The sequence below is a fragment of the Serratia sp. EC4 genome (genome assembly GCF_059652115.1).
Window position 1 is genome coordinate 20,711 of sequence record NZ_JBNIDE010000003.1, and the last position, 18,583, is coordinate 39,293.

The 18,583-nt window shown below is 58.6% G+C and carries 20 protein-coding genes and 3 tRNA genes; 16 read left to right on the forward strand and 7 right to left on the reverse strand.

From position 1 onward, the window contains the following. Window positions 1-30: 30 nt before the first annotated feature. Both ACP39K_RS10165 and ACP39K_RS10170 read right to left on the reverse strand, forming a co-directional pair. Window positions 31-270 (reverse strand): DUF1289 domain-containing protein, encoded by a 240-nt coding sequence (locus ACP39K_RS10165; protein ID WP_015377731.1) that lies wholly within the window; start codon window positions 268-270, stop codon window positions 31-33. 23 nt (window positions 271-293) lie between these two features. Continuing rightward, complete coding sequence (locus tag ACP39K_RS10170; protein ID WP_187178368.1) at window positions 294-1,223, reverse strand: LysR substrate-binding domain-containing protein; 930 nt, start codon at window positions 1,221-1,223, stop codon at window positions 294-296. A 139-nt stretch (window positions 1,224-1,362) separates the two neighbouring features. On the opposite strand from ACP39K_RS10170, the gene ACP39K_RS10175 reads away from it, so the two are divergent. The 6 genes from ACP39K_RS10175 to rnt all read left to right on the forward strand — a co-directional run bounded on the left by ACP39K_RS10175 (window position 1,363) and on the right by rnt (window position 7,207). Beyond that, on the forward strand, window positions 1,363-2,004 hold the full coding sequence (locus ACP39K_RS10175) for an NAD(P)-dependent oxidoreductase (RefSeq protein ID WP_147827405.1): 642 nt from the start codon (window positions 1,363-1,365) through the stop codon (window positions 2,002-2,004). Window positions 2,005-2,143: 139 nt separating this feature from the next. Next, window positions 2,144-3,781: a phosphoethanolamine transferase EptA gene (eptA, locus tag ACP39K_RS10180; protein ID WP_016927921.1), complete on the forward strand. Its 1,638-nt coding sequence runs from the start codon at window positions 2,144-2,146 to the stop codon at window positions 3,779-3,781. Between the two features lie 103 nt (window positions 3,782-3,884). Beyond that, window positions 3,885-4,505, forward strand: a complete 621-nt coding sequence (locus ACP39K_RS10185; RefSeq protein ID WP_391570548.1) for a TetR/AcrR family transcriptional regulator — start codon at window positions 3,885-3,887, stop codon at window positions 4,503-4,505. An 89-nt stretch (window positions 4,506-4,594) separates the two neighbouring features. Continuing rightward, window positions 4,595-5,698, forward strand: a complete 1,104-nt coding sequence (locus ACP39K_RS10190; protein ID WP_016927923.1) for an alkene reductase — start codon at window positions 4,595-4,597, stop codon at window positions 5,696-5,698. A gap of 338 nt (window positions 5,699-6,036) precedes the next feature. Next, the gene (gloA, locus tag ACP39K_RS10195) at window positions 6,037-6,444 is read left to right on the forward strand and encodes a lactoylglutathione lyase (RefSeq protein ID WP_004931325.1); all 408 of its coding nucleotides are present in this window, start codon (window positions 6,037-6,039) and stop codon (window positions 6,442-6,444) included. 79 nt (window positions 6,445-6,523) lie between these two features. Next, window positions 6,524-7,207, forward strand: coding sequence for a ribonuclease T (gene rnt / locus ACP39K_RS10200; protein WP_016927925.1), 684 nt, complete (start codon window positions 6,524-6,526; stop codon window positions 7,205-7,207). Window positions 7,208-7,275: 68 nt separating this feature from the next. Here the strand turns inward: rnt and ACP39K_RS10205 are convergent, their stop codons facing one another. Then, complete coding sequence (locus tag ACP39K_RS10205) at window positions 7,276-7,623, reverse strand: Grx4 family monothiol glutaredoxin (RefSeq protein WP_004931329.1); 348 nt, start codon at window positions 7,621-7,623, stop codon at window positions 7,276-7,278. 416 nt (window positions 7,624-8,039) lie between these two features. Here ACP39K_RS10205 and ACP39K_RS10210 point away from each other — a divergent pair, with 416 nt between their 5' ends. Beyond that, entirely contained in the window at window positions 8,040-8,858 is an 819-nt protein-coding gene (locus ACP39K_RS10210) for a C40 family peptidase (protein WP_497008470.1), read from the forward strand. 199 nt (window positions 8,859-9,057) lie between these two features. Further along, window positions 9,058-9,636, forward strand: coding sequence for a superoxide dismutase [Fe] (sodB, locus tag ACP39K_RS10215; RefSeq protein WP_004931333.1), 579 nt, complete (start codon window positions 9,058-9,060; stop codon window positions 9,634-9,636). Window positions 9,637-9,702: 66 nt separating this feature from the next. Here sodB and cydH read toward each other — a convergent pair whose 3' ends face one another. Then, window positions 9,703-9,792: a cytochrome bd-I oxidase subunit CydH gene (gene cydH, locus ACP39K_RS10220; protein WP_004931335.1), complete on the reverse strand. Its 90-nt coding sequence runs from the start codon at window positions 9,790-9,792 to the stop codon at window positions 9,703-9,705. A gap of 324 nt (window positions 9,793-10,116) precedes the next feature. Here cydH and purR point away from each other — a divergent pair, with 324 nt between their 5' ends. Next, complete coding sequence (gene purR / locus ACP39K_RS10225) at window positions 10,117-11,142, forward strand: HTH-type transcriptional repressor PurR (protein WP_004931336.1); 1,026 nt, start codon at window positions 10,117-10,119, stop codon at window positions 11,140-11,142. On the opposite strand, the gene punR is transcribed toward purR, so the two are convergent. Continuing rightward, a complete protein-coding gene (gene punR / locus ACP39K_RS10230; protein ID WP_060445343.1) occupies window positions 11,130-12,086 on the reverse strand; it encodes a DNA-binding transcriptional activator PunR in 957 nt (318 codons plus the stop codon). The genes purR and punR overlap by 13 nt on opposite strands. A gap of 123 nt (window positions 12,087-12,209) precedes the next feature. Here punR and punC point away from each other — a divergent pair, with 123 nt between their 5' ends. Together punC and cfa are read left to right on the forward strand one after the other, a co-directional pair. Next, window positions 12,210-13,421 (forward strand): purine nucleoside transporter PunC, encoded by a 1,212-nt coding sequence (gene punC, locus ACP39K_RS10235; RefSeq protein WP_028128175.1) that lies wholly within the window; start codon window positions 12,210-12,212, stop codon window positions 13,419-13,421. Between the two features lie 344 nt (window positions 13,422-13,765). Further along, a complete protein-coding gene (cfa, locus tag ACP39K_RS10240; RefSeq protein WP_004931341.1) occupies window positions 13,766-14,917 on the forward strand; it encodes a cyclopropane fatty acyl phospholipid synthase in 1,152 nt (383 codons plus the stop codon). Between the two features lie 72 nt (window positions 14,918-14,989). On the opposite strand, the gene ACP39K_RS10245 is transcribed toward cfa, so the two are convergent. Both ACP39K_RS10245 and ACP39K_RS10250 read right to left on the reverse strand, forming a co-directional pair. Beyond that, window positions 14,990-15,283: an I78 family peptidase inhibitor gene (locus tag ACP39K_RS10245; protein WP_016927929.1), complete on the reverse strand. Its 294-nt coding sequence runs from the start codon at window positions 15,281-15,283 to the stop codon at window positions 14,990-14,992. Between the two features lie 54 nt (window positions 15,284-15,337). Beyond that, window positions 15,338-15,988, reverse strand: a complete 651-nt coding sequence (locus ACP39K_RS10250; protein WP_016927930.1) for a riboflavin synthase — start codon at window positions 15,986-15,988, stop codon at window positions 15,338-15,340. 239 nt (window positions 15,989-16,227) lie between these two features. Between ACP39K_RS10250 and ACP39K_RS10255 the strand changes: the two genes are divergently transcribed. The 5 genes from ACP39K_RS10255 to ACP39K_RS10275 all read left to right on the forward strand — a co-directional run bounded on the left by ACP39K_RS10255 (window position 16,228) and on the right by ACP39K_RS10275 (window position 18,483). Further along, complete coding sequence (locus ACP39K_RS10255; RefSeq protein ID WP_028128174.1) at window positions 16,228-17,604, forward strand: MATE family efflux transporter; 1,377 nt, start codon at window positions 16,228-16,230, stop codon at window positions 17,602-17,604. Between the two features lie 181 nt (window positions 17,605-17,785). Continuing rightward, window positions 17,786-17,862, forward strand: a tRNA-Val gene (locus tag ACP39K_RS10260). Window positions 17,863-17,882: 20 nt separating this feature from the next. Further along, window positions 17,883-17,959 (forward strand) — tRNA-Val (locus ACP39K_RS10265). A gap of 20 nt (window positions 17,960-17,979) precedes the next feature. Then, window positions 17,980-18,056: transfer RNA gene (locus ACP39K_RS10270), tRNA-Val, on the forward strand. A 121-nt stretch (window positions 18,057-18,177) separates the two neighbouring features. Next, window positions 18,178-18,483: a cupin domain-containing protein gene (locus ACP39K_RS10275; protein ID WP_016927932.1), complete on the forward strand. Its 306-nt coding sequence runs from the start codon at window positions 18,178-18,180 to the stop codon at window positions 18,481-18,483. The last annotated feature ends 100 nt before the right edge of the window (window positions 18,484-18,583 follow it).

An 18,583-nucleotide genomic window follows, 5' to 3' on the forward strand; every position in this document is an offset into this window, starting at 1 on the left:
CCACACGAACGTGCGGCAGATCAGGAAAGGTTAAAACAGCGACGGCTGCTCCGGCAGCGGCTCGTCGGGCGCTTTATTGGCGCGCTGCAGCCGCAGGAAGCGTTGACGGCACAGGCGCAGCACCTCGCGCTTTTGCGCATCGCTCATGTTCATCCAGCCGAAACGCTCCTCGCGGCTGCGCAGGCAGCCACGGCAGAATCCACGATCGTCGGCCTGGCAAATGCCGCGACACGGGCTGGGGATGTCGAAAAACTCAAGCTGCTGCGCCACGAGGCTCCTCCTGCGTTCTCTTGCTAATTGAAGACGCCATCGCCGCCGCTGGCAAGTCCCTTTTCGCCATTGCGGCGAAAATAGTCGCGCAAATAGCGCAGCGCCTGGCGGCTTTTTTCCGGCACATTGCGCTCGAGCGTCAGCGCATGCAGCCGCAGCGCCGCCGGCCGCCACTCCGGCAACAGCAGCAACAGCTCGCCGCGCTGCAGTTCGTCGCCAATTTCATACAGCGGCTGAGCGGAAATGCCCAGCCCGGCGCGGGTAAAAGCGCGCATCACGTTCATGCTCTCGCTGACGATCTGTCCTTCCGCCAGCCGCAGCTTGACCTGCTGGCCGGACTGGTGCAGCAAATCCAGATGCGCCCCGCTGTAGCCGCTGGAAATCCAACGGTGCTGTACCAAATCCTGCGGTTTTTCCGGCACCCCATGCTGGCTGAGGTAGCGCGGTGCGGCGCACAGCACCATCGGCCACGCCGTCAGCGGATGCGCGATCATATTGGCGTCAGCCAGCTGACGGTTGGCCCGCAGCGCAATGTCGACCCGCTGTTCTATCATATCGACGATGCGATCGTCCGCCAGCACGCGCAGCGTGAGCTTGGGATGCGCCTGCAACAGCGGCGACAGCGCCTCCGCTAACGAGCGGCCGCCGATGCCCACCGGGGTGGCGATACGCAGCTCACCCACCAGCGTATCCCGCAGCTCAGCCAACCGCTGCTCCGCCTGCAGCGCCTGTTGCAGCATCGCCTCGCAGCCGGGATAGAACGCCGCTCCCGCCTCGGTCAGCGCCAGACGGCGGGTGGAACGATGCAGCAACGGCACCCCAAGCGCCTTCTCCAGCGAGCGCATGTGCTGGCTGACCGCCGACGGCGTCATGCCCAGACGCCGCGCCGCACCGGCCAGCGAGCCCTCCGCCACCACGGTGGCGAATACCGCCATTCGATTGAGTTTATCCACGATTATGAAGTTTTACTTAATCAAGAAAGCATGAATATGGCACTAATCACGGCTATTGTTAAGGACTAGAGTAGAAACCACGCGGCAGGCACATCGGCCTGCCTCACGATACTGAACCTATCCCCGAAGGAGCATACAGATGAAAGTAGCCATTATTGGAGCAACCGGTTTTGTTGGCCGCCGCGTGGTGGATGAAGCGCTGGCTCGCGGTATTCAGGTGACGGCAATCGCGCGCCAGAAAAAAGATTTGCCGGAGCACGCCAATCTGACCGTCGCACTGGGCGACGTCGCCGACACCGCCTGGCTGGCGGGACAATTGCGCGGCCAGGACGCGGTGATCAGCGCCTACAACCCAGGCTGGGGCGAAGACAACCTGTATGAGAAAACCACCCGCGGCGCCCAGCAGATCCTCACCGCGGTCGAGCAGGCCGGCGTCAAACGCCTGTTGGTGGTCGGCGGAGCCGGCAGCCTGGAAGTGGCGCCGGGCGTTGAACTGGTGGATACGCCGCAGTTCCCGGAAAATATCCGCCCCGGCGCGCAGGCGGTGCGCGATCTGCGCAACAAACTGCGTAACGAGTCGGCACTCGACTGGACCTATCTTTCGCCGGCCGCCCTGCTGGAGCCGGGCAAACGCACTGGCCAGTTCCGTCTCGGCACCACGCAACTGCTGATGAACGGCGACGCGCCGGCCAGCATTTCGGTGGAAGATCTGGCAGTCGCTATCGTTGATGAGATTGAAAAACCTCAGTTTATTCGCGCGCAATTCACCGCCGCCTACTAAACTGCCCTGCCGCCAGGCCACTCGGCCTGGCGGTTTTCACGTATTCTCCGTCGCCAGTATTCTGAATTTCTAAGGTTTTCTTAAGTTTCATCCGGTAGATTTCACGACATTATCTACTTTCAGGATCCCGACATTGGCAATGTGGTTACGTCAACGCTTACAGTGCAACAGCCTCGGTTTTACCCTCGCCGCCGCCCTGTTCTTCACTCTGTTTCAAAACGCGTTATTCCTGCATCGCGCCTGGTCGTATATCACCTTCGATAGCGTCCACAGCGTGATTTTCGCGGCCAGCATGCCGGTGGTGATCTTCTGTGCGCTGAATATTATCTTCAGCGTGTTGACCGTGCCCTACCTGCGCAAGCCGTTGATCATCTTTTTCTTGCTCGGCAGCGCCGCAGCCAACTATTTCATGTTCAGCTATGGTGTGGTGATCGATGGCAACATGATGCAAAACGCCTTCGAAACCAACCCCCAGGAGGCGACCGCGCTGCTGACGCCGCGCATGGGATTGTGGCTGGCTCTGCTCGGCATTCTGCCGGCGGTGGCGGTCTGCTTCACCCAAATTCGCCAGACTCGCCCCTGGTGGTACATGGTCGGGCTGCGCGCCGCCAACGTCATGCTGTCGTTGGTAGTGATCCTGATCGTCGCCGCGCTGTTCTACAAAGACTACGCTTCGCTGATCCGCAACAATAAAAGCGTGGTGAAGATGTTGACGCCTTCCAACTTCGTGGCCGGCACCATCAAGTTTACCGAACAGCGTTACTTCACCCGCAATCTGCCGCTGGTCAAGATCGGCGAAGATGCGCGTAAAGGGCCGCTGATCGCCAGGCAGACCAAGAAAACGCTGGTGATCCTGGTCGTGGGCGAAACCGCCCGCGCCGAAAACTTCTCCCTCGGCGGTTACGGGCGCGAAACCAACCCGCGCCTGAAGCAGGACGACGTGGTCTACTTCAAAAACGCCAGTTCCTGCGGCACCGAAACGGCGATCTCCGTGCCCTGCATGTTCTCCAACATGCCACGCAAGGAGTACGACGCGACTCAGGCGACGCACCAGGAAGGCATGCTCGACGTGCTGGCGCATGCCGGCGTCAATGTGCTGTGGCGCGATAACGACGGCGGCTGCAAAGGCGCCTGCGACCGGGTGCCGCACATCGACATGACCAAGCTGAAACTGCCGCAGGACTGTGACGGCGAGGTTTGCATGGACAACGTGCTGCTGTACAAGCTGAACGACTACATCAATAGCCTGAAAGACGATGGTGTGATCGTGCTGCACCAGATGGGCAGCCACGGCCCGGCTTACTATCGCCGCAGCACGCCAGAGTTCCAGGCGTTTTCACCGACCTGCAACAGTAATCAGATCCAGGATTGCAGCCATGAACAGTTGGTGAACACCTACGACAACTCAATCCTGTATACCGACGCGATGCTCGATGCCACCATCAAGCTGCTGCGGCAGTATGACGATCGGTTCAATACCGCGCTGGTCTATTTGTCCGATCACGGCGAATCGCTGGGGGAGAACGGCATGTATCTGCACGGCACGCCTTATGTCTTCGCGCCGAGCCAACAAACGCACGTGCCTTTCCTGATGTGGATGTCGGCCGACTATCAGCGCAATTTCGACATCGATCGCCAGTGTCTGAATACGTTGGCGGAAAAGGACGAGGTTTCACAGGACAACCTGTTCCACACCCTGTTGGGCATGCTGAACGTACAGACCCGCGAATATCAATCCCAGTTGGATATCCTGCAGCGTTGCCGCAACGCGGCGTAGCGCTTAACTTCCGCGTGCCGCTGGGGCACAATGTCGTGCAGACAAACCGGCGTTTTGTGCGCCGGTTTTTTTATTCCCATTGACCTAGACCAATCGGTCTATTATGCTCGGCACCATGATGACCAAATCAACGCATTGCAACGTGGATACACGTGAACATCTGCTCGCCACCGGCGAAACCCTCAGCCTGCGCCTGGGCTTTACCGGCATGGGGCTGAGCGAACTGCTGGCCACCGCGGGCGTGCCGAAAGGCTCGTTCTACCACTATTTTCGCTCGAAGGAAGCCTTCGGCGAAGCGATGCTGCAGCGCTATTTCGCGCATTATGATGCAGAAATGCAGGCGCTGTTTGCCGACAGACGCGGCGATGCCCGCCACCAGCTGCTCGGCTATTACGCCCAGGCTATCAGCTACCACTGCCGCAGCGAATGCCACAACGCCTGCCTGGCGGTGAAACTTTCCGCCGAGGTGAGCGATCTGTCGGAACCGATGCGCCATGCGCTGGAAACGGGCACCGCTCGCGTGATCGGCCATCTGCAGGAGGCCATCGAGCGCGGTATCACCGAGGGCTCGCTGTCGGTGGCCATGAGCCCGGCGGCGACCGCGGAAACGCTGTATTCACTGTGGCTCGGTGCCTCGCTGCGCGCCAAGATCCGTCATTCGCTGGCGCCGTTAACCAGCGCGCTGGAAAGCATCGAGTTGCTGCTGCGCCCGCCGCAACGGTAACGACAACCGTCTTTTTTCGTGAAAAATGCAGTTCGTGTTTTTTTATCGCCCATCACTAGACGACCGGTCTATTAAATACAGGATGCACTATGAAGACTGAAAAATTGCTCTCTCCGCTGAAGGTTGGCGCCGTCACCCTGCCCAACCGCGTGTTTATGGCTCCGCTGACGCGTCTGCGCAGCATCGAACCGGGCGATATTCCTACGCCACTGATGGCGGAATACTATGCGCAGCGCGCCGGCGCCGGCCTGATCGTGACCGAAGCGACGCAGATCTCCTTCCAGGCGAAAGGCTACGCCGGCGCGCCGGGCCTGCATACCCCGGAACAGATCGCCGCGTGGAAACACATCACGCAGGCGGTACACGACAAAAACGGCCACATCGCCGTACAGCTGTGGCATGTAGGCCGCATCTCCCACGCCAGCCTGCAGCCGGGCGGACAAGCGCCGGTCGCGCCTTCGGCAATCAACGCCGAAACCCGCACCACCGTGCGAGATGAAACCGGCGCCTGGGTGCGCGTACCGACCTCCACACCGCGCGCGCTGGAAACCAGCGAGATCCCGGGCATCATCAACGATTTCCGCCAGGCAACCGCTAACGCGCGCGAAGCCGGCTTCGACTTCATCGAGCTGCATGCTGCCCACGGCTATCTGCTGCACCAGTTCATGTCACCGGCTTCCAACCAACGCACCGATCAATACGGCGGCAGCATCGAGAATCGCACCCGCCTGACGTTGGAAGTGGTCGACGCCACCATCGCCGAATGGGGTTCCGAACACATCGGTATCCGCATCTCGCCGCTGGGGCCGTTCAACGGGCTGGACAACGGTGAAGATCAGGAAGAAGCGGCGCTGTATCTGGTGGAAGAGCTGAATAAGCGCAACATCGCTTACCTGCACATCTCCGAACCGGACTGGGCCGGCGGCAAACCGTATTCCGACGCCTTCCGCGACTCGGTGCGCGCCCACTTTAAAGGGGTGATCGTCGGCGCCGGCGCCTACACCGCTGAAAAAGCCGAAGCGTTGATCGAAAAAGGTTTTATCGACGCGGTGGCCTTCGGCCGCAGCTACATCGCCAACCCGGATCTGGTAGAGCGTTTCCGTCAGCACGCCCCGCTGAACGAACCTAAGCCGGAAACCTTCTACGGCGGCGGCGCCGAAGGCTATACCGACTATCCGTTTCTGGCGAAGTAACCCGTCCTGACTCCAACGGCCACGCAATCGCATGGCCGTTTTTTTTATGCGTCGCGCGCAAAAAGGCCCGCTCGAGGCGGGCCGGTGTTCCCTGGTGTTGATCTTTATTGCCGTTCGATTTTTACACGATCGCCGCTGGAATAGATAATTGATTGTGCAGATCAATTACTCTGTATCGATCGGTACGCTCGATCAATATTTAGACACCCGCGACGCGAGACCATGAAGTGACATTGTCACCAACTCGTTACGTTGAATTCCCTTGCGGGACAAGGCTATACTCGCTTGTGCTTCAATCCACCCGCCGTCTGCCACGGCACAGTCAATTCAGAGGAATTATGCGCTTACTCCATACCATGATCCGCGTCGGTGACCTGCAACGCGCCATCGACTTCTACACCAAGGTATTAGGCATGCGCCTGCTGCGCACCAGCGAAAACCCGGAGTACAAATACTCCCTGGCTTTCGTCGGCTATACGGAAGAGAGCGAAGGCGCGGTTATCGAACTGACCTATAACTGGGGCACCGACAGCTACGACATGGGCACCGCCTTCGGCCACCTGGCGCTGGGCGTGGACGACGTTGCCGCCACCTGCGACAGCATCCGTCGCGCAGGCGGCAAAGTCACCCGCGAAGCCGGCCCGGTGAAGGGCGGCACCACGGTCATCGCCTTCGTCGAAGATCCGGACGGCTACAAAATTGAGCTGATCGAAAACAAACACGCCGGTCAGGGCCTCGGCCACTAAGCCTCCCCTTCAGGGCGCGCTGGCGCCCTGCTGATTCTCCGCGCGATAGCGCCTGCAACCAGGCGCAAAATTTGCCATAATGCGCGCTGCATTCGATGAAGATAAGAAACTGATGGCCGAAAAAAGTGATCTTAACGCCCTGAGTGGTCGTTTTCGTGGGTTTTATCCCGTAGTAATAGATGTTGAAACCGCCGGCTTCAACGCCAATACCGATGCGTTGCTGGAGATCGCCGCCGTCACGCTGAAAATGGATGAAGATGGCTGGCTGCAGCGGGACGAGACCCTGCACTTCCACGTGGAGCCTTTCGAGGGCGCCAACCTGCAGCCGGAAGCGCTGGCGTTTAACGGCATCGATCCGCACAACCCGTTGCGCGGCGCGGTCAGCGAATACGACGCGCTGCACGCCATTTTCAAAGCGGTGCGCAAAGGGCTCAAGGATCGCGGGTGCAACCGGGCCATTATCGTGGCGCACAACGCCAACTTCGATCACAGCTTCCTGATGGCCGCGGCCGAACGTGCCGGCCTGAAGCGCAACCCGTTCCATCCGTTCGCCACCTTCGACACCGCCGCGCTGAGCGGCCTGGTGCTGGGCCAAACGGTGTTGGCGAAAGCCTGTATCGCGGCCGGTATGCCGTTCGACAGCAGCCAGGCGCACTCTGCGCTGTACGACACCGAGCAAACCGCCCTGCTGTTTTGCGAGCTGGTTAACCGCTGGAAACGTCTCGGCGGCTGGCCGCTGCCCGCCGGCGATCTCGCCGAATAAAATCAACAAAAAAGGCGGCCCAGTTTGCACTGGCGCCGCCCGTTACGCGATAATCGCAAGCCCGTCGATTAAGACTGCTGGTCTTCTTGCGCTTTATATTTTTCTGCCGTTTCTTTGATCAGTTGCTGCAGTTCGCCGCGCTGATACATCTCGATGATGATATCGCAACCGCCGACCAGCTCACCATCTACCCACAGCTGCGGGAACGTCGGCCAGTTGGCGTATTTTGGCAGCTCGGCGCGGATGTCCGGGTTCTGCAAAATGTCCACGTAGGCGAAACGCTCGCCGCAGGCGGACAGCGCTTGCACAGCCTGCGCGGAAAAGCCGCAGCTCGGCAGCTTTGGCGAACCTTTCATGTACAGCAGAATCGGGTTTTCAGCGATCTGGTGCTGAATTTTTTCAAGTGTCGTCGTCATTTATTGCTTCCTCAAGCCACATTTCATGGCTACAACATGCATCACGCGGGCTATTGTAGCGGCTGGAACAGTCGCAAGAAAACGCCATCTTTTGCAAGGATATTCGCCCGCCGCCGATCGCGTTTCACCGGCCACGTCATTCCGGTCAAAACATACGTTGAGAATAACATTTTTAATCCGACCATTTCACTAATATATTGCGCCGCGATGACGGCGCGGCTTAATTATATCCGCCACCGTCGCCTGGCGCTTTTTTATACATCAACAGGCTGATTTTAAACCAAAAAAAATGTCATTAACGTTTTCTCACAATATGGATTATTATTTATGAGTTCTTCGCTGTTTTATATGGCGAAGTTCGGGAATACTGTAACTCTTTCGATATCCGTTTCGGGGCCAAGGTTGGTGACGTCGACATGCGTTTAATTCTTACGCTCTTTGCGCTGCTGTTTACGCAGCTCTTCTTCAATCTGGCGCACGCTGCGCCACAGGCGCGCGTTGCCGCCGAGCAGCGTAAAAGCCATGTTAATGAAGCGCGGCCCGATGACCGCAGAAAAAAGAAAGCGGATAAAGCCGCCAAAAAAGCCAAAGTGACGGCCCCCGAGAAAAAAACCAGGACCGCCAAGGTCAAAAGCGAGAAAAGCGCGAAAAAGATCGTCAGCGCCAAACCCAAGGCCAAAGCGCAGAAAATCGCCAAGATTAAAGTCACCCCGCCGAAAAAGGGCTATAAAAAAGGCTACGGCCGCCACCGCGACGCCGGCATGGCTATCGCCAAGCTGGCGCGTGATGAAAAACCGTTGAAACTCAGCCCGGCGCACAAAAAGCGTTACCAGCACGCCAAGCAGACCGCGATGGCCAAGCTGATGGATCAGATGGGCAAACCTTACCGCTGGGGCGGCAGCTCGCCGCGCACCGGCTTCGACTGCAGCGGCCTCATCTATTACGCCTATAAAGACGTGGTGAAAATCAAGATGCCGCGCACCGCCAACGAAATGTATCATCTGCGCGACGCGGCGCCGATCAAGAAAAGCGAACTGGAAAGCGGCGATTTGGTGTTCTTCCGCATCAACAACCGCGGCGTGGCGGATCATGTCGGCGTCTATCTCGGCAACGGCAAATTCATCCAGTCGCCGCGCACCGGCGAAGAGATCCGCATCAGCCAGCTCGACAACGACTATTGGCAGAACCACTACATCGGCGCACGCCGCGTAGTGACGCCGAAAACCATCCGTTAATTCCCTGTTCTGCGCGGTTGCGGCCCCGGTCGCAACCGCCTGCTCAAGCTATCGCCCATCGCACTCTCCCTCGCGCATTTCTCGCTTTTCCTCCTGTTTTTTATGATGAAAATTGTTAAGATTGAATGACCACAATAAAAAACGGCCCATCTGGCTCCCGCCTCGGCGGGAAAAAAGTGGCGCTGTAAAGGAGGAAGCAATGTCGTTTGAATTACCTGCATTACCGTATGAGAAAAACGCGCTCGAGCCGCACATCTCCGCCGAGACCCTGGAATACCACTACGGCAAACACCACAATACCTACGTAGTTAACCTGAACAACCTGGTGAAAGGCAGCGAGTTCGAGGGCAAATCGCTCGAAGAGATCATCAAGACCTCCAACGGCGGCGTGTTCAACAACGCTGCGCAGGTGTGGAACCACACCTTCTACTGGCACTGCCTGTCGCCACAGGGCGGCGGTGAACCGCAGGGCGAACTGGCGGCCGCGATCGTCAAATCCTTCGGCTCTTTCGCTGCGTTCAAAGAACAGTTCACCGATGCCGCCGTGAAAAACTTCGGCGCCGGCTGGACCTGGCTGGTGAAAAAACCGGACGGCGCGCTGGCGATCGTCAACACCTCCAACGCGGCAACTCCGCTGACCGGTGAAGATAAACCGCTGCTGACCGTTGACGTGTGGGAACACGCGTATTACATCGATTACCGCAATGCGCGTCCAAAATACCTGGAAAACTTCTGGGCGTTGGTCAACTGGACATTTGCGGCGGAAAACCTGGCGTAAACGCAGGCCTTGCCTAAGTAACGAGGCGCAGCCAGAGGCTGCGCCTTTTTTAAAACCGGCGGGAGATCAGTTCAACGCGGCGACAAAGCTGAAAGCGATGATCATCGCCAACGCGCCGACGGTAGTGAACAGAGACATCTTCAGATCGGTATCCATGACAACTCCTTTAAAATGGGCTTTCCTAAGGATAAAAGGCGCACAATTAGTACGTCAAATCATTTTCCCACAGTTCGCCGATAAAATCTTGTTATCATTTCCCGGTTTATAATCTCGATTACCTCTTCCACTTTTGTTCAATATGCGACAAAATTCGCAGTTCACAACTGCGTACCGGCATCCATGCCCCTCCTGATTAAGCGCTGAAGACTTCAACACACTAAAAACTCAGTTTTCGCTTCTCTGGAGAAGGATCTACGTAGGCAAACGATTAACATCACACTTACATGCTGTAAACATGTGAGTTCAGGAGTCATTCCTTACATGGCAACGATTAAAGATGTGGCCAAACGCGCGGGCGTTTCCACCACCACCGTTTCGCACGTCATCAATAAGACTCGTTTCGTCGCCGAAGAGACCAAAGCGGCCGTGTGGGCCGCCATCAAAGAGCTGCACTACTCGCCGAGCGCCGTGGCGCGCAGCCTGAAAGTCAATCACACCAAGTCGATCGGCCTGCTGGCCACCTCGAGCGAAGCGCCCTATTTTGCCGAAGTGATCGAGGCGGTGGAAAACAGCTGCTACAGCAAAGGTTACACCCTGATCCTGTGCAACTCGCACAACAATCTGGACAAGCAGCGCGCCTACCTGGCGATGCTGGCGCAAAAGCGCGTCGACGGCCTGCTGGTCATGTGTTCCGAATACCCGGATCAACTGCTGGGCATGCTGGAGGACTACCGTAATATCCCGATGGTGGTGATGGACTGGGGCGCCGCGCGCGGCGACTTCACCGACACCATCATCGATAACGCGTTCGAAGGCGGCTATCTGGCCGGCCGTTACCTGATCGAGCGCGGCCACCGCGATATCGGCGCCATCCCGGGCCAGCTGTCGCGCAACACCGGCGGCGGCCGTCATCAGGGCTTTATGAAGGCGCTGCAGGAAGCGCATATCGACATTCGCGAAGAGTGGATCGTCCAGGGTGACTTCGAGCCGGAGTCCGGCTACAAGGCGATGCACCAAATCCTGTCGCAAAAACAGCGGCCGACCGCGGTATTTTGCGGCGGCGACATCATGGCGATGGGCGCCATCTGCGCCGCTGACGAGCTGGGGCTGCGAGTGCCGCAGGATATTTCCGTGATCGGCTATGACAACGTGCGCAACGCCCGCTACTTCACCCCTGCGCTGACCACCATTCACCAGCCGAAAGAACGCCTGGGAGAAATGGCCTTCACCATGCTGCTGGATCGCATCATCAGCAAACGCGAAGAATCGCAGGTGATCGAAGTGCATCCGAAGCTGGTCGAACGCCGTTCGGTCGCCGATGGTCCGTTCATCGACTACCGCCGCTGATCATCTTCCCTGCCGGAGGCCTGCGCGGCTTCCGGTGCCGCCTCACTCAGCCACTCCTGATTCAGCGTCTCGCCATCGCCCAAGTACGCCAGCAGCCAGCTCATCGCCGGTGACGGTTTATCCTGTTGCCAGGTCAGGCAGCAGGGGCTGGCGGGAAACGGCTGCTGCAACTGCAACGCCTTCAGCTCACCGCGCTGCACCCGCGGCAGCGCCAGATGCGCCGGCATCATGCCGACGCACAATCCGGCGCACAAACAGTCGAGCGCCGAGGTCCAGTCCGGCACCACCAGCCGCCGCTGGTTATCCAGCGTCCAGGTGACGCGCTTGGGCAGATTGCGCGAGGTGTCTTCCAGACAAAGCGCAGGGTATGGCCTCAACCGATCGTCATTCAATGGCCCTGCCAGCTGCGCCAACGGATGCTGTGGGCTGACTACGCACAGCCAGTTCATATCCCCCATGTCGCGGAAAGCGAAGCCGCCGCCGACCGGCACCGCGCGCGTGGCGCCGATCGCCATGTCCACCCTGCCGTCCACCAACGCATCCCACACGCCGTTGAACACCTCGGGTTGCAGCATCAGTTCAACGTCGGGGAAATGGCGGTAGAAATCCAGCACCAGCTGGCGGCTGCGCTGCGGTTTGACGATGATGTCGACTGCGATATTCAGCTGGCCGCGCCACCCGTTGGCCACCTGTTGACAGTGGCGGCGGGTGTCGAGCATTTTTTTGATAACAACTCGCGCATCCTTGATAAACAGCGCGCCGGCCGGCGTCAACTCCACATCACGGTGACGCCGCTCAAACAGCGGCACCGCCAGCCATTGTTCCAGTTGCCGCACGGTATAGCTCACCGCCGACGGTACCCGGTGCAGCTCCTGCGCCGCCGCGCTGAAACTGCCGGTGCGCGCCACCGCGTCAACAACTTCAAGAGAATATTCAGACCACATCGCTTTGCCTTCAATTTTTTTAACAGCACTTTGCAAATATTACCGTTTCACAAGCAGAGATCCAGCCGGATACACTGGCCGGCGCTAAAAACCTGCGACACTAAAATATTAACGAGAAATACCATGCGAAACTCCTTTGGTTTTATGTTCTACCTCGCCGGCCTGAGCATGCTGGGTTATCTGGCGACCGATATGTACCTGCCCGCCTTCGGCGCCATGCGGGAGGAACTGCAAATTTCCGCCGGCGCGGTCAGCGCCAGCCTGAGCATCTTTCTGGCCGGCTTCGCCTTCGCGCAGTTGCTGTGGGGGCCGCTCTCCGACCGACTGGGCCGCAAACCGGTATTATTGATTGGCCTGTCGCTGTTCGCGCTCGGCTGCCTGGGCATGCTGTGGGTGGAAAATGCCGTGCAGCTCTGGATACTGCGCTTTATTCAGGCCGTCGGCGTCTGTTCCGCCGCCGCCATCTGGCAAGCGCTGGTGGTCGACCGCTATCGCGAAGGCCAGGCCAACCGCGTATTCGCCACCATCATGCCGCTGGTGGCGCTGTCGCCGGCGTTGGCGCCGCTGCTTGGCGCCTGGCTGCTGAACCACGCCAGTTGGCGCGCGATCTTCGCCGTGCTGTTGGCCATCACCGCCCTGCTGCTGCTGCCGACGTTGCTGCTCAAAGATCGCGCCAAAACGCAACCCGCCGCCGATGCGCCAAAAAGCGGCGTCAGTTTTTGGCAATTATTGAAATCCCCGGTGTTCAGCGGCAACGTCGCTATGTACGCCGCCTGCTCGGCCGGCTTCTTTGCCTGGCTGACCGGCTCGCCGTTCATCCTCGGTGATATGGGCTACGGCCCGAGCGACATCGGTCTGAGCTATGTGCCGCAGACGCTGGCTTTCCTGTTGGGGGGCTATGGCTGCCGCGCCGCGCTCAAGCGCATCAATGGCAAAACCCTGCTGCCGTGGCTGCTGGTAGCTTATGCTGTCAGCATGGTGGCCCTGTATCTGGTGGCGACCCTGACCAATCCGACGCTCACCACGCTGCTGATCCCGTTCTGCGTCATGGCGCTGGTCAACGGCGCCGGCTACCCGATCATGGTGGCGAATGCGCTGATGCCATTCCCGGAAAGCAGCGGTAAAGCCGCCGCGCTGCAAAATACGCTGCAATTGGGGCTGTGTTTTGTGGCGAGCATGCTGGTGTCGGCGTTTATTGCCCAGCCGCTGTTGGCAACGGTGACGGTGATGGTATCTACGGTAGTCCTGGCCGCGCTGGGTTATTTCCTGCAGCGGGGAAAAGCGGCCGATGCGCAGCAAAAGGCACAGCGGGAACATGCTAACTCAGCGTCATAATTACCAAGATTAATAATCACTTAAAGAATATGCGTGCCGAGTGCGATTTACAGTTGAGTCAACGCCTCGGCACGCCTATACTCAAAAACAACCCTGTAAAGTAACACCTTATAATCTCTATATCTCAATCAGCTATTGTGTACGCGCCTTGCGTCACACTCTTTTTTTAAAGAGGCGTTTATCCTGCGCCGTTTGCGTCGGGCCGTTTCTTTAAATTTCCTCTGTTCATAGTCGGATATCAGACGCCGCGGGCTTATTTCCCGTTGGTATACGTATGCACCCGCAGAAATTGTCTAAGCTGTTTCCTAACGGGTCATCAGTCAGAAGAAGGTGATGGAGAAGCTATGAGTTCATCGTGTATAGAAGATCTGAGCATCCAGGATAACCAGTGGTACCGTATCGCGCACGAAATGCTCGGTCTGGCCGGTATCGAAATCAACGGATCGCGCCCTTTCGATATTCAGGTTAAAAATCCCGAATTCTTTAAACGCGTTTTGCAGCAAGGGTCACTGGGCCTGGGCGAAAGCTATATGGACGGTTGGTGGGAGTGCGAGCGGCTGGATATGTTCTTTCAGCGAGTGGTCAGCGCCGGGCTGGAGAAGAAACTCCCCCACCACCTGAAAGATACCCTGCGTATCGCCGCCGCGCGCCTGACCAATCTGCAATCGAAAAAGCGCGCCTGGATCGTCGGCAAAGAGCATTACGATCTTGGCAACGATCTGTTTACCCTGATGCTCGATCCTTACATGCAATATTCCTGCGGCTACTGGAAAGACGCCACCACGCTGGAGGAAGCGCAGGAAGCCAAGCTGCGGATGATCTGCGAGAAACTGCAGCTGCAGCCGGGCATGCGTTTGCTGGACATCGGCTGCGGCTGGGGCGGCCTTTCCGCCTATGCGGCGAAAAATTACGGCGTGTCGGTGGTCGGCGTGACCATTTCCGCCGAACAGCAGAAGCTGGCTCAGGCGCGCTGCGCCGGGCTGGATGTGCAGATCCTGTTGCAGGATTATCGCGATCTGCATCAGCAGTTCGATCGCATCGTGTCCGTTGGCATGTTCGAGCATGTCGGGCCGAAAAACTACCGCACCTATTTCGACGTGGTGGAGCGCAATCTGGCGCCGCACGGCCTGTTCCTGCTGCACACCATCGGCTCCAACAAGACCGACATGAACGTCGATCCCTGGATCAACAAATATATCTTCCCGAACGGCTGCCTGCCCTCCGTAAGACATATCGCCGAGGCCAGCGAAGGCCATTTCGTGATGGAAGACTGGCACAACATCGGCGCCGACTACGATCGCACGCTGATGGCCTGGTTCGAGCGCTTCAAACAGGCGTGGCCGCAGCTCGCCGAGCGCTATTCCGAGCGCTTCGAACGGATGTTCAGCTATTATCTGAACGCCTGCGCCGGCGCGTTCCGGGCGCGCGATCTGCAGCTATGGCAGGTGGTGTTCAGCCCGAAAGGCGTGGAAGGCGGCATCCGCGTCGCACGCTGAACGCTCCCCTAATAAAAAAAGCCCCGGCAACCTCATCGCCGGGGCTTTTTTTGCTCTTTCGAACCAGGCGGCTTAGCCGCAGTAAACGCGGATGATTTTATCGTCGCTGTCGCCAAGGAAGTTCAGGCGGCGCAGGTTGAAATCCATGGTGACGGCAGAGTTGTACGGAATGGCTCGCACCTTGGCGTCGATCCGCACGCCTTCCAACGAGGTCATCGGTTTGCCGACGAAGTTTTGATACTGCGATGCGCCACAGGTATCGTCCGCATCGGCCATTTGTGCGCCAGCGCCCTGCTCAGGCGAACTGCTGCAGGCGCTCAGCGCCAGCAACGCGGTTAACAACAACGTTTTCCCATAAAACTTCACGCGTTTCTCCTCTCTGCTTATGATTCGATGCCGGCGGTCACGCCAGAATCGCTGTCAGTCTTTGTGCGCCGGCGCCATCGCCGCGGCCAACGTCGCTTCCCGATTGGCCAGCACGCGCTCGACGGTGTCCACCACCGCCTGCGTTTGCGGATCGATCTCGATATTCACCTTGTCGCCGAGGCGTTTCTTACCCAGCGTGGTGCGATCCAGCGTTTCCGGGATAAGGTGCACGCAGAAACGGTTATTCACCACTTCACCGATGGTCAGGCTAATGCCGTCGATGCCGATGAAACCTTTGTGCAGCACATATTTCATCAATTCCGCATTCGGCATGCGCAGCCATACCTGGCGGTTATTTTCCGAGGTATAAATTTTGGCCACTTCCGCCGTGCAGATAATATGGCCGGACATCAAATGACCGCCAATTTCATCATTGAATTTCGCCGCGCGCTCGATATTGACGATGTCGCCCAGCGCCAGATCGCCGAGGTTGGTCAGGCGCAGCGTTTCCTTGATCAAATCAAAGCTGACGCGGTTGCCTTCCACCGCGGTGACGGTCAGGCAACAGCCGTTATGCGCCACCGACGCGCCCAGCTCCAGCCCCGGCAGCAGCTCGGCAGGCATTTCGATCACGTGGGTGCGGAAATTGGGTTTCTCATCAATGGCGACCAACGGCGCGGTGCCCTGTACGATACCGGTGAACATATGTGCCTCTTCTTGCTAAATAGGTTAAAACGCTACCGGCAGTTTGCCCCAGTTGGCGCTGAAAACCAAATCCGCGACGGCAAAAAACGAATGGCTGCGCATTTAATAACTCTTTATCTGCGGCGTTTGCTTAACGGCGCCGAGCAGGTACAATCTTTTTGACAAAATTCCACTATTTTAATTGTTGTCCTCTCGCGGCAGCCCTCCCTCCCACATATATAAATAGAAAAGGTGTATGCGTGCAGAAGTACTTAATTGAAGCGCGTAGTTTATTGGCTCTCGCTATCCCGGTCATCATCGCGCAAATATCGCAAACCGCCATGGGCGTGGTGGATACCATCATGGCCGGCGCTTACAGCGCCACCGACATGGCGGCGGTGGCGGTCGGCACCTCGATCTGGCTGCCGGCCATTTTGTTCGGCCACGGCCTGCTGCTGGCGCTGACCCCGGTGATCGCCCAGCTCAACGGCGCCGGCCGTCGCGATCGCATCGCCCATCAGGTGCGTCAGGGCTTCTGGCTGGCCTCCGGCGTGTCCGTGCTGCTGATCGTCGTGCTGTATAACTGCAAGTTCGTCATCGACATGATGCACAACATCGATCCGCAGTTGGCGGATAAAGCCGTCGGTTATCTGCACGCCATCATGTGGGGGGCGCCGGGTTACCTGTTCTTCCAGGTGATGCGCAACCAGTGTGAAGGGCTGTCCAAAACCAAGCCCGGCATGGTGATCGGCTTCCTCGGCCTGCTGGTGAATATCCCGATCAACTACATCTTTATCTACGGCAAGTTCGGCATGCCGGAGTTGGGCGGCGTCGGCTGCGGCGTCGCCACCGGCAGCGTCTACTGGATCATGTTCCTGATGATGCGCTGGTACGTGAAGCGCGCGCCGTCGCAGCGCGACATCAAGCGACAGGCAGGCGATCTCGGCAGCCCGGACTGGGCGGCGCTGAAGCGCCTGATCGGCATCGGCATGCCGGTGGCGCTGGCGCTGTTCTTCGAAGTCACGCTGTTCGCCGTGGTGGCGCTGCTGGTTTCGCCGCTGGGGATCGTCGCGGTCGCCGGCCACCAGATCGCGCTTAACTTCAGCGCGCTGATGTTCGTGCTGCCGCTGTCGCTGGGCGTCGGCGCCACCATCCGCGTCGGTTATCGTCTGGGGGAAGGTTCGGTCGAAGGCGCGCGCGTCGCCGCTTACTCCGCCATCGGCGTCGGTATCACCATGGCCGTTTGCACCGCGCTGTTTACCGCCACTTTCCGCGAACCGATCGCCCTGCTGTACAACGACAGCCCGGCGGTGGTGGCGATGGCCTCGCAGTTGATGCTGCTGGCGGCGCTGTACCAGATCTCGGATTCGGTCCAGGTGATCGGCAGCGGCGTGCTGCGCGGTTATAAAGATACCCGCGCGATCTTCTTCATCACCTTTATCGCTTATTGGGTGTTGGGCCTGCCGAGCGGCTATCTGCTGGCGTTAACCGATGCGGTGGTGCCGGCGATGGGGCCAAGCGGTTTCTGGATCGGCTTTATCATCGGCCTGACCTTCGCCGCCATCATGATGGCGCTGCGCATGCGCTGGCTGCAGAAACAGCCGACCGCCGTCATTCTGCAGCGATCCACGCGCTGAACCCGCGCCCGGCCGGTTTCCTCCCCGGCCGGGTCGCGGTTTGCGGAAAAAAACGCCGGACTGCGCACAACCTCAGCAATCGCGTGAAATACCGAATAAAATTGCGCTTTTCCCCTTGCCAGCACGCAGGTAGCTCGTTAATATTCGTCCCCGCTGTCAGCCATGACAGACAGGAAAAGATGCGTCCGTAGCTCAGTTGGTTAGAGCACCACCTTGACATGGTGGGGGTCGGTGGTTCGAGTCCACTCGGACGCACCAAATTCCAGAAGCAGTATAGTGCGTCCGTAGCTCAGTTGGTTAGAGCACCACCTTGACATGGTGGGGGTCGGTGGTTCGAGTCCACTCGGACGCACCAAATTTCAGAAGCAGCGCAGTGCGTCCGTAGCTCAGTTGGTTAGAGCACCACCTTGACATGGTGGGGGTCGGTGGTTCGAGTCCACTCGGACGCACCATATTGCTGATTCATCTCTCCCCCTATCGCGTTATACTTCCCGTTGTTTCGTCTCTGCCCGACCGTTCGATTTTTCATGTCGATTGCGCCGAACTACCGCCATCAGCCATCAGGAACGCCACATGACCACCTTCACCGCCAAAACCGCCTTTTTACCGCTCGACAATGGCCTTGCCCGCCGTGAAGGCGTGATGAGCGACGGTTCGCCGGCGGCGGAAGTGCGTTTCGAGGCCGGCGCCTTCGGCCAGCTGCAAAAGCCCGCGCACGCGCGACAAACCCGGGTGATATCCGGCGAATTCGAGTTCACCCTCGGCGGCGACACCCGGATAGTACGTGCCGGCGAGAGCCTGACCCTGCCGGCCAACGTCGCCAGCGGCTGCTTCTGCCTGAGCGCCGGCGTGCTGCTGGAAATCCCGCAAACGCGCTAAGCCATATTTACAGCAAGGTTATTTGCGCAACAAGCGGTGCGCAACGCGTTGCATTTGCGCCACATTTGCCCCTGTTTTGACATATCCGCCACACCGCCGC

Excerpts from the sequence above, each read along its gene's own strand:
- ACP39K_RS10175 (WP_147827405.1), top strand. The coding sequence starts at position 1,363 with ATGAAAGTAGCCATTATTGGAGCAACCGGTTTTGTTGGCCGCCGCGTG.
- gloA (WP_004931325.1), top strand. The coding sequence starts at position 6,037 with ATGCGCTTACTCCATACCATGATCCGCGTCGGTGACCTGCAACGCGCC.
- punR (WP_060445343.1), bottom strand. The coding sequence starts at position 12,086 with ATGTGGTCTGAATATTCTCTTGAAGTTGTTGACGCGGTGGCGCGCACC.
- ACP39K_RS10250 (WP_016927930.1), bottom strand. The coding sequence starts at position 15,988 with ATGTTCACCGGTATCGTACAGGGCACCGCGCCGTTGGTCGCCATTGAT.
- cfa (WP_004931341.1), top strand. The coding sequence starts at position 13,766 with ATGAGTTCATCGTGTATAGAAGATCTGAGCATCCAGGATAACCAGTGG.
- eptA (WP_016927921.1), top strand. The coding sequence starts at position 2,144 with ATGTGGTTACGTCAACGCTTACAGTGCAACAGCCTCGGTTTTACCCTC.
- sodB (WP_004931333.1), top strand. The coding sequence starts at position 9,058 with ATGTCGTTTGAATTACCTGCATTACCGTATGAGAAAAACGCGCTCGAG.
- ACP39K_RS10210 (WP_497008470.1), top strand. The coding sequence starts at position 8,040 with ATGCGTTTAATTCTTACGCTCTTTGCGCTGCTGTTTACGCAGCTCTTC.
- cydH (WP_004931335.1), bottom strand. The coding sequence starts at position 9,792 with ATGGATACCGATCTGAAGATGTCTCTGTTCACTACCGTCGGCGCGTTG.
- punC (WP_028128175.1), top strand. The coding sequence starts at position 12,210 with ATGCGAAACTCCTTTGGTTTTATGTTCTACCTCGCCGGCCTGAGCATG.
- rnt (WP_016927925.1), top strand. The coding sequence starts at position 6,524 with ATGCGCGCTGCATTCGATGAAGATAAGAAACTGATGGCCGAAAAAAGT.
- ACP39K_RS10275 (WP_016927932.1), top strand. The coding sequence starts at position 18,178 with ATGACCACCTTCACCGCCAAAACCGCCTTTTTACCGCTCGACAATGGC.
- ACP39K_RS10205 (WP_004931329.1), bottom strand. The coding sequence starts at position 7,623 with ATGACGACGACACTTGAAAAAATTCAGCACCAGATCGCTGAAAACCCG.
- ACP39K_RS10190 (WP_016927923.1), top strand. The coding sequence starts at position 4,595 with ATGAAGACTGAAAAATTGCTCTCTCCGCTGAAGGTTGGCGCCGTCACC.
- purR (WP_004931336.1), top strand. The coding sequence starts at position 10,117 with ATGGCAACGATTAAAGATGTGGCCAAACGCGCGGGCGTTTCCACCACC.
- ACP39K_RS10185 (WP_391570548.1), top strand. The coding sequence starts at position 3,885 with ATGCTCGGCACCATGATGACCAAATCAACGCATTGCAACGTGGATACA.